The organism is Streptomyces sp. ML-6 (assembly GCF_030116705.1).
Lineage (GTDB): Bacteria > Actinomycetota > Actinomycetes > Streptomycetales > Streptomycetaceae > Streptomyces.
In genome coordinates this window covers 946,132-961,859 of record NZ_JAOTIK010000001.1, presented here as the reverse complement: position 1 = coordinate 961,859, position 15,728 = coordinate 946,132, and the positions used below count along the sequence as shown (strand labels likewise).

Below are 15,728 nucleotides of genomic sequence, written 5' to 3'. Positions count from 1 at the left end.
CAATGTTCTACGGCGCACTGGGGGACAGTCATGGCACACACCGGGAACACCGACAACAGCAAACACACCAACAAGGGCAAGCGCACCGGAAACGGCAGGCACACCCGTACGGCCGGAGACCGCAGGTCCGGCGCATCCATGCGACGCACGCTGCGCCGCGAAGCACCCAGCACCATCGGCCTCCTGGCCGACGAGCAGGACTTCGCGGCGATGCGGCGCTACCGCACCTTCGACTTCGACGACCACACGGTCTACCTTCAGCAGGTCGAGCACCTGCTGAAGTCCCTGTCCGCCCAGGGCGTGCACGCCACGGTGGCGCTCTTCGACCCCGAGGAGTACGCGGAGTTCTGCGCCGAGTCGGGACTCGCCCCCGACACCCCGGCCAGCCGCAGCCGCTTCACCGCCGAGATCGCGGCAGCCGGAGCCACCGTCTCCTACACCGGACAACCCCTCGACGCCCTGATCCCGGTCCTGGTCGGCCGAGCCGTCCGCCGAGCCACCTGGGAGTACTCCACGATGCTCCTGGCGAACCTCGGCGAATGCGCCGACTGCGGCCAGGACGTCGGCCGCGAGGCCTTCGACCGGGCCTCCCACCTGCTGCTCCGCATGCTGGAGGCGGCCGGTCCGGGCACCCACCACCTGGTCTGCAGCGTCCCCGCCGACAACGAGCACCTGCTCGCCGTCCTGCACATCGAGCGCGACGACGCCGCGGGCCCCGCCCGGCTCGAATCGGACGAGGGGGCCGAGTTCGTCACGGTGCTCGCGGTCGGCATCGCCCTCGAAAAACCCGGCGGAGTCGTACTCCGTACGAGCCGGCCCGGCGCCCAGGACCGCGTCCACGGCTGGCGCCTGTCGCACGGCAGCCTGCTGCCGCTCAGCGTCGGCCAGGTCTTCGACGCCTACTGCACCGACGCCGAAACCGGTGAACCGGTCGCCCCGGAATCGCACGTGGAGTACTGCGCGGGCTTCGACCTCGGCGCGGACGAACCGAAGCCGCACCACTGACGGCACCGACAGCGAAAGGGGCTCCCCGCCCTCGGCAGGGAGCCCCTTCACGACATGGCACCGCCGCAGCGGCTACTCGCCCGACAGCACCGCCTGGGCCGCCACCCGAGCCTCTTCGGCGGAATCCGTAGCCCGCGCGGCGGAAGCGGCACGCTCGCACTGCGCGAGCGTGTACTTCGCCAGCGTGGCGCGGACATAGGGGATGGACGCGGCACCCATCGACAGCGACGTCACACCCAGCCCCGTCAGGACACAGGCGAGCAGCGGATCGGAGGCGGCCTCACCACAGACACCACAGCTCCTGCCCTCGGCCTTGGCGGCCTCCGCCGAGAGCGCCACCAGGTCGAGCAGCGCGGGCTGCCACGGGTCCTGCAGCCGGGACACCGCACCCACCTGCCGGTCCGCGGCGAAGGTGTACTGCGCCAGGTCGTTGGTGCCCAGCGAGAGGAACTCCACCTCCTGCAGGATCGAACGCGCCCGCAGCGCGGCGGACGGAATCTCCACCATCGCGCCGAACTTCGCCCGCAGCCCGGCCTCGCGGCAGGCGTCGGCGAAGGACTTCGCGTCCGCGCGGTCCGCCACCATGGGCGCCATGACCTCGAGGTGGACGGGCAGCCCCTCGGCCGCCTTCGACAGCGCGGTCAGCTGCGTACGCAGTACTTCCGGGTGGTCCAGCAGGCTCCGCAGCCCGCGCACGCCCAGCGCCGGGTTCGGCTCGTCGGCCGGCGTCAGGAAGTCCAGCGGCTTGTCGGCACCGGCGTCCAGCACCCGCACGACGACCCGCCCCTCGGGGAACGCCTCCAGCACGGCCCGGTACGCGGCGACCTGCTTCTCCTCGGAGGGCGCCTGTTTGCTGTCGTCCAGGAACAGGAACTCCGTGCGGAACAGCCCCACGCCCTCCGCCCCGGCCTCGACCGCCGCGGGTACGTCCCCGGGCCCGCCGACATTGGCGAGCAGCGGGACCTTGTGGCCGTCGGAGGTCGCACCGGGGCCGGTGGAGGCCGACAACGCGGCCTTGCGCGCGGCGGCGGTCTGCTCCATCTCGGCACGCTTCTCCATGCTCGGGTCGACGAAGATCTCGCCCGTGCTGCCGTCCACGGCGATGACCGTGCCCTCGGTCAGCTCACCGGCCCCGGGCAGCGCCACCACGGCGGGCACCCCGAGCGCCCGCGCCAGAATCGCGCTGTGACTGGTCGGCCCGCCCTCCTCGGTCACGAAACCGAGCACCAGCGTCGGGTCGAGCAACGCCGTGTCGGCGGGCGCCAGGTCCCGCGCGATGAGGACGTAGGGCTCGTCGCTGTCCGGCACGCCGGGCATGGGCACTCCGAGCAGACGGGCCACGATCCGGTTGCGCACGTCGTCGAGGTCCGCGACGCGGCCCGCCAGGTACTCCCCGGCGTTGGCGAGCAGCGCCCGGTAGGAGGCGAAGGCGTCGTAGACGCCGCGCTCGGCGGTGCTGCCGACGGCGATGCGCCGCTCGACATCGGCCATCAGCTCCGGGTCCTGGGCCATCATGGCCTGGGCCTCCAGCACGTGCTGGGCCTCGCCGCCGGCCAGGTTGCCGCGCGCCATCAGATCGGCCGCCACCGCTTCCACGGCCTGCCGGGCGCGCCCCTGTTCGCGCTCGGCCTCCTCGGCGGGGATCTGCTTGGCCGGCGGTTCGAGCACCGCCGTGCCCATGTGACGCACTTCGCCGATCGCCACTCCGTGGCTCACACCGACGCCTCGCAGCGTTGTCTCCATTTCACCCGTCCCCGGTTGTGCGGCGGCCCGTGCTGCCGCGGTGGATATCCAGTCGGCCGTCATCGCGCCGATTCCGTCACTGCCAACCGAACAAGGTGTCGCCGGTCTTCACGTCGCCGTCCTCACGGACGTCGGAGAGGGACTCGGTGGTGGCCTCCAGCGCCACGACCGGACACACGGGCGACTTGCCGGCCGTCTCGACGCCCGCGGGGTCCCAGCGCACGATGCCCTGTCCCCGCGTGACGTTGTCCCCCTTGTTCACGAGCAGCTCGAAGCCCTCGCCATTGAGTTGAACGGTGTCGATGCCCAAGTGCGTGAGCACCCCGTGCCCGTGCTCGTCCACGACGACGAACGCGTGCGGGTGCAGGGAGACGATCACGCCGTCGACCGGCGACACCGCCTCGGACGGTTCGCGCACGGGGTCGATGGCGGTACCGGGGCCCACCATCGCGCCGGAGAAGACGGGGTCCGGTACCGCGGCGAGCCCGATGGCACGTCCGGTAAGAGGGGACGTCACAGTGGTCATAGGGGCCTCCCAGGGGGTGGAGCTCGATCTGCGCCGACGCAGATGGGGGCGACGGCATGCTGTTCAGCAGCGTAAGTCATAAGAAGTGTCGGTTCCGCCCGAGTCATGGTGGTTCACGGCCTTAGAGGGGTGCCGGAAACGATTTGCCTCGACTCCCGGCGGCCTGTACTGTCGTACCCCTGCCTGGCCACAACACGACTTTGAGTCGTGGGTCGGCGGCGACTTTCAAGCCCTGAATCCCACTCGAACTCGGCACCTGCATGCCTGCAGGGGTTGGTCAAGGGGAGGAAAAAGAGCTGGTAAAGTCTGAATCCGCCGAAAGGCAAAAGACCACTCCGGCGGTCGCCAGGAATTCGGAATCCGGTCCGGGAACGGAACGGGAAAAGAGTTCTGGTAGAGTCGGAACCGCCGGAAAGGGAAGAACGCGGAAGCGGGAATCCCGGAAGGCGAATCCCGCTGACTGGGAATCGGGTCCGGAAGGGTCTGGTAGAGTCGGAGACGCAAGACCGGAGGGAAAAGCCCGGAGGAAAGCCCGAGAGGGTGAGTACGAAGGAAGCGTCCGTTCCTTGAGAACTCAACAGCGTGCCAAAAGTCAACGCCAGATATGTTGATACCCCGGCCTGCCACGGCAGGTTGAGGTTCCTTTGAAAGTCCTGCCGGGCCGTTTCGGTTCCGGCAGGCAATTGCACAGCGAGGACGCTGTGGACGACCGGTCCTATTCCGACCGGTGGTCCCGCTCTCGTGTCGTGTTGTCCCGATCACGGGAAAACATTCACGGAGAGTTTGATCCTGGCTCAGGACGAACGCTGGCGGCGTGCTTAACACATGCAAGTCGAACGATGAAGCCGTTTCGGCGGTGGATTAGTGGCGAACGGGTGAGTAACACGTGGGCAATCTGCCCTTCACTCCGGGACAAGCCCTGGAAACGGGGTCTAATACCGGATATCACTCCGTCCCGCATGGGACGGGGTTGAAAGCTCCGGCGGTGAAGGATGAGCCCGCGGCCTATCAGCTTGTTGGTGGGGTGATGGCCCACCAAGGCGACGACGGGTAGCCGGCCTGAGAGGGCGACCGGCCACACTGGGACTGAGACACGGCCCAGACTCCTACGGGAGGCAGCAGTGGGGAATATTGCACAATGGGCGCAAGCCTGATGCAGCGACGCCGCGTGAGGGATGACGGCCTTCGGGTTGTAAACCTCTTTCAGCAGGGAAGAAGCGCAAGTGACGGTACCTGCAGAAGAAGCGCCGGCTAACTACGTGCCAGCAGCCGCGGTAATACGTAGGGCGCAAGCGTTGTCCGGAATTATTGGGCGTAAAGAGCTCGTAGGCGGCTTGTCGCGTCGGTTGTGAAAGCCCGGGGCTTAACCCCGGGTCTGCAGTCGATACGGGCAGGCTAGAGTGTGGTAGGGGAGATCGGAATTCCTGGTGTAGCGGTGAAATGCGCAGATATCAGGAGGAACACCGGTGGCGAAGGCGGATCTCTGGGCCATTACTGACGCTGAGGAGCGAAAGCGTGGGGAGCGAACAGGATTAGATACCCTGGTAGTCCACGCCGTAAACGTTGGGAACTAGGTGTTGGCGACATTCCACGTCGTCGGTGCCGCAGCTAACGCATTAAGTTCCCCGCCTGGGGAGTACGGCCGCAAGGCTAAAACTCAAAGGAATTGACGGGGGCCCGCACAAGCAGCGGAGCATGTGGCTTAATTCGACGCAACGCGAAGAACCTTACCAAGGCTTGACATACACCGGAAAGCGCCAGAGATGGTGCCCCCCTTGTGGTCGGTGTACAGGTGGTGCATGGCTGTCGTCAGCTCGTGTCGTGAGATGTTGGGTTAAGTCCCGCAACGAGCGCAACCCTTGTTCTGTGTTGCCAGCATGCCCTTCGGGGTGATGGGGACTCACAGGAGACTGCCGGGGTCAACTCGGAGGAAGGTGGGGACGACGTCAAGTCATCATGCCCCTTATGTCTTGGGCTGCACACGTGCTACAATGGCCGGTACAATGAGCTGCGATGCCGCGAGGCGGAGCGAATCTCAAAAAGCCGGTCTCAGTTCGGATTGGGGTCTGCAACTCGACCCCATGAAGTCGGAGTTGCTAGTAATCGCAGATCAGCATTGCTGCGGTGAATACGTTCCCGGGCCTTGTACACACCGCCCGTCACGTCACGAAAGTCGGTAACACCCGAAGCCGGTGGCCCAACCCCTTGCGGGAGGGAGCTGTCGAAGGTGGGACTGGCGATTGGGACGAAGTCGTAACAAGGTAGCCGTACCGGAAGGTGCGGCTGGATCACCTCCTTTCTAAGGAGCACTTCTCACCGGGCTTCGGTCCGGTCAGGGGCCAGTACACCGGCGAGTGTCCGGTGCTGGTTGCTCATGGGTGGAACGTTGACTATTCGGCACGGTTCTTCAGGGGTTCCTCAGTACTGCTTCGGCGTGGAACAGGGACTCCGGCGGGACTGTGGCGGGCACGTTGTTGGGTGTCTGAGGGTACGGCCGCATGGTCGCCTCAGTGCCGGCCCCGGTGCAGCATCGCCTTGTGGTGGTGTGTGACGGGTGGCTGGTCGTTGTTTGAGAACTGCACAGTGGACGCGAGCATCTGTGGCCAAGTTTTTAAGGGCGCACGGTGGATGCCTTGGCACCAGGAACCGATGAAGGACGTGGGAGGCCGCGATAGGCCCCGGGGAGCTGTCAACCGAGCTGTGATCCGGGGGTGTCCGAATGGGGAAACCCGGCAGTCGTCATGGGCTGTCACCCGCTGCTGAACACATAGGCAGTGTGGAGGGAACGAGGGGAAGTGAAACATCTCAGTACCCTCAGGAAGAGAAAACAACCGTGATTCCGGGAGTAGTGGCGAGCGAAACCGGATGAGGCCAAACCGTATGCGTGTGATACCCGGCAGGGGTTGCGCATGCGGGGTTGTGGGATCTCTCTTTCACGGTCTGCCGGCCGTGAGGTGAGTCAGAAACCGTTGATGTAGGCGAAGGACATGCGAAAGGTCCGGCGCAGAGGGTAAGACCCCCGTAGCCGAAATGTCAGCGGCTTGCCTGAGAGACACCCAAGTAGCACGGGGCCCGAGAAATCCCGTGTGAATCTGGCGGGACCACCCGTCAAGCCTAAATATTCCCTGGTGACCGATAGCGGATAGTACCGTGAGGGAATGGTGAAAAGTACCGCGGGAGCGGAGTGAAATAGTACCTGAAACCGTGTGCCTACAAGCCGTGGGAGCGTCGCGCATCGAGCTTGCTCGGTGCGTCGTGACTGCGTGCCTTTTGAAGAATGAGCCTGCGAGTTTGCGGTGTGTTGCGAGGTTAACCCGTGTGGGGAAGCCGTAGCGAAAGCGAGTCCGAACAGGGCGGTTCAGTAGCACGCTCAAGACCCGAAGCGGAGTGATCTAGCCATGGGCAGGTTGAAGCGGAGGTAAGACTTCGTGGAGGACCGAACCCACCAGGGTTGAAAACCTGGGGGATGACCTGTGGTTAGGGGTGAAAGGCCAATCAAACTCCGTGATAGCTGGTTCTCCCCGAAATGCATTTAGGTGCAGCGTCGTGTGTTTCTTGCCGGAGGTAGAGCACTGGATAGGCGATGGGCCCTACCGGGTTACTGACCTTAGCCAAACTCCGAATGCCGGTAAGTGAGAGCGCGGCAGTGAGACTGTGGGGGATAAGCTCCATGGTCGAGAGGAAACAGCCCAGAGCATCGACTAAGGCCCCTAAGCGTACGCTAAGTGGGAAAGGATGTGGAGTCGCAGAGACAACCAGGAGGTTGGCTTAGAAGCAGCCATCCTTGAAAGAGTGCGTAATAGCTCACTGGTCAAGTGATTCCGCGCCGACAATGTAGCGGGGCTCAAGCGTACCGCCGAAGTCGTGTCATTCCGGCATGTAGCCCCAACGGGCGCCGGGATGGGTAGGGGAGCGTCGTGTGCCGGGTGAAGCAGCACCGGAAGGTAGTTGTGGACGGTTCACGAGTGAGAATGCAGGCATGAGTAGCGATACACACGTGAGAAACGTGTGCGCCGATTGACTAAGGGTTCCTGGGTCAAGCTGATCTGCCCAGGGTAAGTCGGGACCTAAGGCGAGGCCGACAGGCGTAGTCGATGGACAACCGGTTGATATTCCGGTACCCGCTTTGAAACGCCCAGTACTGAATCAGGCGATGCTAAGTCCGTGAAGCCGGCCCGATCTCTTCGGAGTTGAGGGTAGTGGTGGAGCCGACGAACCAGACTTGTAGTAGGTAAGCGATGGGGTGACGCAGGAAGGTAGTCCAGCCCGGGCGGTGGTTGTCCCGGGGTAAGGGTGTAGGACGCACGGTAGGCAAATCCGTCGTGCACATAAGTCTGAGACCTGATGCCGAGCCGATTGTGGTGAAGTGGATGATCCTATGCTGTCGAGAAAAGCCTCTAGCGAGTTTCATGGCGGCCCGTACCCTAAACCGACTCAGGTGGTCAGGTAGAGAATACCGAGGCGTTCGGGTGAACTATGGTTAAGGAACTCGGCAAAATGCCCCCGTAACTTCGGGAGAAGGGGGGCCACGCCCGGTGACCGGACTTGCTCCGTGAGCTGGGGGTGGCCGCAGAGACCAGCGAGAAGCGACTGTTTACTAAAAACACAGGTCCGTGCGAAGCCGTAAGGCGATGTATACGGACTGACGCCTGCCCGGTGCTGGAACGTTAAGGGGACCGGTTAGCCGACTTTCGGGTCGGCGAAGCTGAGAACTTAAGCGCCAGTAAACGGCGGTGGTAACTATAACCATCCTAAGGTAGCGAAATTCCTTGTCGGGTAAGTTCCGACCTGCACGAATGGCGTAACGACTTCTCGACTGTCTCAACCATAGGCCCGGTGAAATTGCACTACGAGTAAAGATGCTCGTTTCGCGCAGCAGGACGGAAAGACCCCGGGACCTTTACTACAGTTTGATATTGGTGTTCGGTTCGGCTTGTGTAGGATAGGTGGGAGACTGTGAAGCGGCCACGCCAGTGGTTGTGGAGTCGTCGTTGAAATACCACTCTGGTCGTGCTGGATGTCTAACCTGGGTCCGTGATCCGGATCAGGGACAGTGTCTGATGGGTAGTTTAACTGGGGCGGTTGCCTCCTAAAGGGTAACGGAGGCGCCCAAAGGTTCCCTCAGCCTGGTTGGCAATCAGGTGTTGAGTGTAAGTGCACAAGGGAGCTTGACTGTGAGACCGACGGGTCGAGCAGGGACGAAAGTCGGGACTAGTGATCCGGCAGTGGCTTGTGGAAGCGCTGTCGCTCAACGGATAAAAGGTACCCCGGGGATAACAGGCTGATCTTCCCCAAGAGTCCATATCGACGGGATGGTTTGGCACCTCGATGTCGGCTCGTCGCATCCTGGGGCTGGAGTCGGTCCCAAGGGTTGGGCTGTTCGCCCATTAAAGCGGTACGCGAGCTGGGTTTAGAACGTCGTGAGACAGTTCGGTCCCTATCCGCTGTGCGCGTAGGAATATTGAGAAGGGCTGTCCCTAGTACGAGAGGACCGGGACGGACGAACCTCTGGTGTGCCAGTTGTCCTGCCAAGGGCATGGCTGGTTGGCTACGTTCGGGAGGGATAACCGCTGAAAGCATCTAAGCGGGAAGCCTGCTTCGAGATGAGTATTCCCACCAACTTGATTGGTTAAGGCTCCCAGCAGACGACTGGGTTGATAGGCCAGATGTGGAAGCCCGGTGACGGGTGGAGCTGACTGGTACTAATAGGCCGAGGGCTTGTCCTCAGTTGCTCGCGTCCACTGTGTTGTTCTGGAATAACGAACGGCTGTGTTGTCACCGGTGGTTCAGTAATTCCATAGTGTTTCGGTGGTCATTGCGTTAGGGAAACGCCCGGTTACATTCCGAACCCGGAAGCTAAGCCTTTCAGCGCCGATGGTACTGCAGGGGGGACCCTGTGGGAGAGTAGGACGCCGCCGAACAGTTTTTCCGGGAAGGCCCCGCACCTGATGGTGCGGGGCCTTCCTGCGTTCACCCCCAGCTCGCGGGCGTTTCCGTCACCCCTGTGGCTCTCCCCGCCGTGGCTGAAGGTAGGGTCAGGGGGCATCATTGGCACGTTCTTCACAGGAGGCCCCCGGGTGGAGGTCCAGGAGACTCGGGTTCAGACGGACCGGGTGCTCACCATCCCCAACATCCTCAGCATGGCTCGCCTTGCCGGGGTTCCGCTCTTCCTGTGGCTGATCCTCCGCCCCGAGTTCGGGGGGCCCAAGAGCGACGGCTGGGCGCTGCTGGTGCTGATGCTCAGCGGCGTCAGCGACTATCTCGACGGCAAGCTCGCTCGCCGGTGGAACCAGATCAGCAGTCTCGGCCGGCTCCTGGACCCCGCTGCGGACCGCCTCTACATCCTTTCCACGCTTGTCGGACTGACCTGGCGCGAGATCCTTCCGCTGTGGCTCGCCGCGGCACTTCTCGCCCGTGAACTGATGCTCCTCGTGATGGTCGGAATCCTGCGTCGGCACGGTTACCCGCCGCCCCAGGTGAACTTCCTGGGCAAGGCTGCCACGTTCAACCTGATGTACGCCTTCCCCTTGTTGCTGCTCAGCGACGGAAGTGGTTGGCTTGCATCGCTGGCCGCCATTTTCGGATGGGCGTTCGCAGGTTGGGGTACAACGCTCTATTGGTGGGCAGGGATCCTCTATGTGGTTCAGGTCCGCCGACTCGTCAAGGCGGATGCAGTAGCCGATTGAGCTCGTTGACGCGGTGCCGCGCAGTGTGGCCGGCCCGCCGCTGATGAACCGAATGGTGCCCCCGACGGGCGAAGTCGGCTGACCGTCGTCTCTTCAAGGAGGACGTTTCCGACATGAAGGCCGTCGTGATGGCTGGTGGCGAAGGCACTCGCCTTCGCCCCATGACCTCGAGCATGCCCAAGCCGCTTCTGCCCGTAGCCAACCGGCCGATCATGGAGCATGTGCTTCGGCTGCTGAAGCGGCACGGACTCAATGAGACCGTCGTGACGGTCCAGTTCCTCGCCTCGCTGGTCAAGAACTACTTCGGGGACGGCGAAGAGCTCGGGATGGAGCTCAGCTACGCCAACGAGGAGAAGCCGCTCGGCACAGCCGGGAGCGTGAAGAACGCCGAGGAAGCGCTGAAGGACGACACCTTCCTCGTCATTTCCGGTGACGCGCTCACCGATTTCGACCTCACCGAGCTCATCGCCTTCCACAAGGAAAAGGGCGGCCTCGTCACGGTGTGCCTGACCCGGGTGCCCAACCCCCTGGAATTCGGCATCACCATCGTGGACGAGGGCGGGCAGGTCGAGCGTTTCCTGGAAAAGCCCACCTGGGGCCAGGTCTTCTCGGACACCGTCAACACCGGCATCTACGTCATGGAACCCGAGGTGTTCGACTACGTCGAGGCCGATGTGTCGGTGGACTGGTCGGGCGATGTCTTCCCGCAGCTCATGAAGGAGGGCAAGCCCATCTACGGCTACGTCGCCGAGGGCTACTGGGAGGACGTCGGCACCCACGAGAGCTATGTGAAGGCCCAGGCCGACGTCCTCGAACGCAAGGTCGATGTCGACATCGACGGATTCGAGATCTCGCCGGGCGTATGGGTCGCGGAAGGCGCGGAAGTACACCCCGACGCGGTGCTGCGCGGCCCGCTCTACATCGGCGACTACGCAAAGGTCGAAGCCGGTGCGGAGGTCCGCGAACACACGGTCATCGGATCGAACGTGGTCGTCAAGAGCGGTGCTTTCCTGCACCGGGCCGTGGTGCACGACAACGTCTACATCGGCCAGCAGAGCAACCTGCGCGGCTGCGTCATCGGCAAGAACACCGACGTCATGCGGGCCACCCGCATCGAGGACGGCGCGGTCATCGGGGACGAATGCCTGATCGGCGAGGAGTCGATCATCCAGGGCAATGTCCGCGTCTACCCGTTCAAGACCATCGAGGCCGGCGCCTTCGTCAACACGTCGGTCATCTGGGAGTCGCGCGGACAGGCACACCTCTTCGGTACCCGGGGAGTCTCCGGGATCCTGAACGTGGAGATCACGCCCGAGCTGGCGGTCCGGCTCGCCGGAGCGTACGCCACGACGCTGAAGAAGGGCTCCACGGTCACCACCGCACGTGATCACTCCCGTGGCGCCCGCGCCCTGAAACGGGCGGTGATCTCGGCCCTCCAGGCCAGTGCCATCGACGTCCGGGATCTGGAGAACGTACCGCTGCCCGTCGCCCGCCAGCAGACCGCACGGGGCAGCGCCGGCGGGATCATGATCCGCACGTCCCCCGGGGTGCCGGACTCGGTCGACATCATGTTCTTCGACGAGCGGGGAGCGGACCTCTCCCAGGCGCGGCAACGGAAGCTGGACCGGGTCTACGCACGCCAGGAGTACCGGCGCGCCTTCCCCGGGGAGATCGGGGACCTGCACTTCCCGTCCAGCGTCTTCGACTCGTACACCGGGGCCCTGCTGCGGAACGTGGACACCACGGGGATCGCCGACGCGGGGCTCAAGGTGGTCGTCGACGCGACCAACGGAAGTGCCGGGCTCGTACTGCCCAGCCTGCTGGGACGGCTCGGCGTGGACGCGCTGACCATCAATCCCGGCCTCGACGAGTCCCGGCCCACCGAGAGCGCCGAGTCCCGGCGCTCCGGGCTGGTACGGCTGGGCGAGATCGTCTCCTCGGCACGGGCCTCGTTCGGGGTGCGGTTCGACCCGGTCGGCGAGCGGCTCTCCCTGGTCGACGAGCGGGGCAGGATCGTGGAGGACGACCGGGCCCTCCTCGTGCTGCTCGACCTCGTGGCGGCCGAGCGGCGCAGCGGACGGGTGGCCCTGCCGGTCACCACGACCCGTGTGGCCGAGCAGGTCGCGGCGTACCACGGCACGCAGGTCGAATGGACGACGACATCGCCCGACGACCTGACGCGCGTCGGACGCGAGGAAGGAACCATCTTCGGTGGAGACGGCCGCGGCGGCTTCATCGTTCCCGAATTCAGCAGCGTCTTCGACGGATCCGCGGCGTTCGTGAGACTCCTCGGGCTCGTCGCCCGGACCCAGCTCACCCTCAGCCAGATCGACGCCCGCATCCCCCACGCCCACGTCCTGCGCCGTGACCTCGCCACACCGTGGGCCGTCAAGGGCCTGGTCATGCGCCGGGTCGTGGAGGCGGCCGGTGACCGCAGCGTCGACACGACGGACGGTGTACGGGTCGTCGAGGCCGACGGGCGCTGGGTGATGGTGCTGCCGGACCGGGCCGAGGCGATCACCCATCTGTGGGCCGAGGGCCCGGACGACGCCTCCGCGCAGGCACTGCTGGACGAATGGACGGCGGTCGTGGAGAGCGCAGGTCAGTAAGGGTCCGCCCGGTGTGTCCGGAGGCATTTGGCCACGCCTTCGGGCACACCGGTGGGGCCATTCGGCGGTAGCGGCGACGACGTGCGACGATGTGCGGCATGTCGCAGCAGCCCCCCGATCGGAGTACAGCCTCCCCACCCGCGCGCCCCGACGCGTCCATGTCGCTGCTGACCAATGTGATGGACCACAGCCTGGACGACGGGTACGCCGAAGCCTCGGCTCGTCGCAAGGCGGACGGAAGCGCGGGCATGCCCCGTACGCTCAAGGCGAAGCTCGGTCTCGCCGCCTGTCTGGTGCTCGCCGCCCTCGTCGTCACGCTCGGTGCCGCGGAGGCACGAGTCGCCGCGCCGGTCCTCGCCAAGGAGCGCCAGGAACTGATCGACCGGATCGACGACGAGACGGAGGCGGCCGACACCCTGGAGTCCCAGGTGGACGAGCTCCGGGCCGACGTGGGCAGGCGCCAGCGCAAGGCGCTGGAGAAGCACGGCGGGGACCAGGGCGAACGGGTGGCGCTGCTCGCCGGGGCAACCCCCGTGCAGGGGCCCGGTGTGAAGCTCGTCGTCGACGACGCCGAGGACACCGCCCAGGGCGGCGGAGGGCCCAGGGAGACCAGTGGGTTCGCCGACACCGGGCGGGTGCGCGACCGGGACCTCCAGCGGGTCGTCAACGGCCTGTGGCAGTCCGGCGCGGAGGCGATCGCGATCAACGGCCAGCGCCTGACGGCCCTGTCCGCGATCCGGGCGGCGGGCGACGCCATACTGGTCGACAACAGGCCGCTCGTGCCGCCCTACACGGTGCTGGCGGTGGGCAACGGCAAGCAGCTCGGCAACGCGTTCCGGGAGAGCGCCGACGGTCAGTACCTGCAGGCGCTCAAGGACACCTTCGACATCCGGACGAGCCTGTCCGTGCAGCAGAAGGTGAGCCTTCCGGTCGCGCCGAGCCTGATCGTACGTACAGCAGAGCCTTACAGGGCCGCAGACACCGGCAGTGGTGCGGCAGACACAGGGAAGGGCACATCGTGATCGCCGTACTGGGCCTCGTCGTGGGAGTCGTGGTCGGACTGTTGGTCCGGCCCGAGGTGCCGGCGGTGGTCGAGCCCTATCTGCCCATCGCCGTCGTGGCCGCCCTCGACGCGGTCTTCGGTGGCCTGCGGGCCATGCTCGACGGGATCTTCGTCGACAAGGTGTTCGTCGTGTCGTTCCTGTCGAACGTCGTGGTGGCGGCCCTGATCGTGTTCCTGGGCGACAAACTGGGCGTCGGCGCGCAGCTGTCCACCGGCGTGGTGGTCGTGCTCGGGATCCGGATCTTCTCCAACGCCGCGGCCATCCGTCGGCACGTCTTCAGGGCCTGAGGCCGATGAGCAACGAAGAACTTCCCGAGGGCGGACTTCCCGGGGACGGCGAGAGCAAGGAAAGCACGGACGAGCGGCCCGCCGGCCCCGCCAAGGAACTCACCGGGCGCCAGCGGCTGATCGCCGGACTGTGGCCGCCCCGGGTGACACGGGCCCAACTCGTCGTCGCGCTGCTGTTGTTCGGACTCGGCCTCGGGCTCGCCATCCAGGTGCGGTCCAACAGCGACAACAGCGCCCTGCGAGGAGCCCGCCAGGAGGACCTGGTCCGGATCCTCGACGAGCTGGACGACCGTACGCAGCGTCTCGAGGACGAGAAGCAGCGGCTGGACGCCCAGCGCACGGAGCTGGAGAACAGCTCCGACCAGGCCGAGGAGGCGCGCAAGCAGACCGTGGAGAAGGAGCGGCAACTCGGCGTCCTCGCGGGCACCGTGGCGGCTCACGGCCCCGGCATCACGCTCACCGTCAACGACCCGGGGAACGGGGTCAAGGCGGACATGCTGCTCGACGCGCTCCAGGAGCTGCGCGCCGCGGGCGCCGAGGCCATCCAGGTCAACGGGGTGCGCGTGGTGGCCAATACGTACTTCTCCGGTGACGGGGGCGACGTCAAGGTCGACGGCCGCAAGATCACCGCGCCGTACGTGTTCGAGGTGATCGGCAAGCCCCAGGATCTGGAGCCGGCGCTGAACATCCCGGGTGGCGTCGTGCAGACGCTGGAGAAGGAGCAGGCCACCGTGCAGGTCGCCCGGGTCGACGACATCGTGGTGGACGCCTTGCGACCGGCGAAGGAGCCTGACTACGCTCGGTCGTCGTCACCGTGAGTCCGCGGCGCGAAGGGGCCGGAGGAGACGGGCACGAGGTTGCGGGGGGTCGCCGCATCGTATTGGTGGCGCGTGGTGGAAACTGTCGAGTGGATACGGACGTTGTGAAGATGTCCGGGTCGGCAGGTGTGTTCATTCAGGGTTCGTCCTGCCCCACGGGCGGGTCTATTTCGGTCAAGGGGAATCGCCCGTGAAGTTGTTTGGGAAGTTGTTCGGCAAGAGCGCTCGCGACGAGGCCGCCCGCCATCGCGCACCGCGCCATGGCCAGGGGGATGAGCAGGGCACGGAACGCCCGCTCTTCCGTGATGAGGTGGCGGGTCAGGGCAGTGACAATTCGGGATTTTCCGGCGCGTCGTCTGTTGACCCTGCCGGTCCCGGCCGCATAGGTTTCGGAGAACCGTCGACCTCAAGTACGGGTGGAGGGTTCACCCCCGGACAGGAAGGCTCGTCCATGCCGGTCTGTACGAGGTGCGGGCATCGCAATGCCGAGGACAGTCGTTTCTGCTCCCACTGCGGTGCGCCGCTGAGGGGCGGGATTCCCGAGCGTGCCTCGGAGACGACCTCGACCATCTCCATCTCCGGCCTCGAGGCGTACGAGTCGGAGACCACCGGGCAGACGGCCCTGCCGTCCCTCTCGCCCGAGGCACAGGCCGCGGTCGACGCCCTTCCGCTCGGCTCGGCGCTCCTGGTGGTGCGTCGCGGGCCGAACTCGGGCAGCCGCTTCCTGCTGGACGGTGAGCTGACCACGGCCGGCCGCCACCCGCAGAGCGACATCTTCCTCGACGACGTGACGGTGTCGCGTCGACACGTGGAGTTTCGCAGGAACCCCGACGGCAGCTTCACGGTCGGGGACGTGGGCAGCCTGAACGGCACCTACGTCAACCGTGAGCGCATCGACTCCGTGCCGCTGTCCAACGGCGACGAAGTGCAGATCGGCAAGTACCGGCTGGTCTTCTACGCGAGCCAGCGCGGCATCTGACCCGCCCCCCG

The 15,728-nt window shown here is 65.4% G+C and carries 9 protein-coding genes and 3 rRNA genes; 10 read left to right on the top strand and 2 right to left on the bottom strand.

Features of this window, described 5'->3' with window-relative positions:
- Positions 1–30 precede the first annotated feature (30 nt).
- Positions 31–1,005, top strand: coding sequence for a DUF8829 domain-containing protein (locus tag OCT49_RS04200; RefSeq protein ID WP_502963336.1), 975 nt, complete (start codon positions 31–33; stop codon positions 1,003–1,005).
- A 72-nt stretch (positions 1,006–1,077) separates the two neighbouring features.
- Here the strand turns inward: OCT49_RS04200 and ptsP are convergent, their stop codons facing one another.
- Positions 1,078–2,748: a phosphoenolpyruvate--protein phosphotransferase gene (gene ptsP, locus OCT49_RS04195; RefSeq protein WP_283850549.1), complete on the bottom strand. Its 1,671-nt coding sequence runs from the start codon at positions 2,746–2,748 to the stop codon at positions 1,078–1,080.
- A gap of 76 nt (positions 2,749–2,824) precedes the next feature.
- A complete protein-coding gene (locus OCT49_RS04190) occupies positions 2,825–3,274 on the bottom strand; it encodes a PTS sugar transporter subunit IIA (protein ID WP_283850548.1) in 450 nt (149 codons plus the stop codon).
- Between the two features lie 771 nt (positions 3,275–4,045).
- On the opposite strand from OCT49_RS04190, the gene OCT49_RS04185 reads away from it, so the two are divergent.
- The 9 genes from OCT49_RS04185 (at position 4,046) to OCT49_RS04145 (ending at position 15,717) form a co-directional block, all read left to right on the top strand.
- Positions 4,046–5,573, top strand: a 16S ribosomal RNA gene (locus tag OCT49_RS04185).
- A gap of 302 nt (positions 5,574–5,875) precedes the next feature.
- Positions 5,876–9,000: ribosomal RNA gene (locus tag OCT49_RS04180) — 23S ribosomal RNA — on the top strand.
- A 78-nt stretch (positions 9,001–9,078) separates the two neighbouring features.
- Positions 9,079–9,195 (top strand): 5S ribosomal RNA (gene rrf / locus OCT49_RS04175).
- The 16S, 23S and 5S rRNA genes sit together here, the layout of an rRNA operon.
- A 156-nt stretch (positions 9,196–9,351) precedes the next feature.
- The gene (gene clsA / locus OCT49_RS04170; protein WP_148837746.1) at positions 9,352–9,960 is read left to right on the top strand and encodes a cardiolipin synthase ClsA; all 609 of its coding nucleotides are present in this window, start codon (positions 9,352–9,354) and stop codon (positions 9,958–9,960) included.
- A 113-nt stretch (positions 9,961–10,073) separates the two neighbouring features.
- A complete protein-coding gene (locus OCT49_RS04165; RefSeq protein ID WP_283850547.1) occupies positions 10,074–12,569 on the top strand; it encodes a mannose-1-phosphate guanyltransferase in 2,496 nt (831 codons plus the stop codon).
- Positions 12,570–12,667: 98 nt separating this feature from the next.
- Positions 12,668–13,591 (top strand): DUF881 domain-containing protein, encoded by a 924-nt coding sequence (locus OCT49_RS04160; RefSeq protein WP_283850546.1) that lies wholly within the window; start codon positions 12,668–12,670, stop codon positions 13,589–13,591.
- On the top strand, positions 13,588–13,920 hold the full coding sequence (locus OCT49_RS04155; protein ID WP_003970459.1) for a small basic family protein: 333 nt from the start codon (positions 13,588–13,590) through the stop codon (positions 13,918–13,920). The genes OCT49_RS04160 and OCT49_RS04155 overlap by 4 nt, the downstream gene beginning before the upstream one ends.
- 5 nt (positions 13,921–13,925) lie before the next feature.
- Positions 13,926–14,738 carry a DUF881 domain-containing protein gene (locus tag OCT49_RS04150; RefSeq protein ID WP_283850545.1) on the top strand — a complete coding sequence of 271 codons (813 nt, stop codon included), beginning with the start codon at positions 13,926–13,928 and terminating at the stop codon, positions 14,736–14,738.
- Between the two features lie 61 nt (positions 14,739–14,799).
- Positions 14,800–15,717, top strand: a complete 918-nt coding sequence (locus OCT49_RS04145; protein WP_283855661.1) for an FHA domain-containing protein — start codon at positions 14,800–14,802, stop codon at positions 15,715–15,717.
- Positions 15,718–15,728 lie beyond the last annotated feature (11 nt).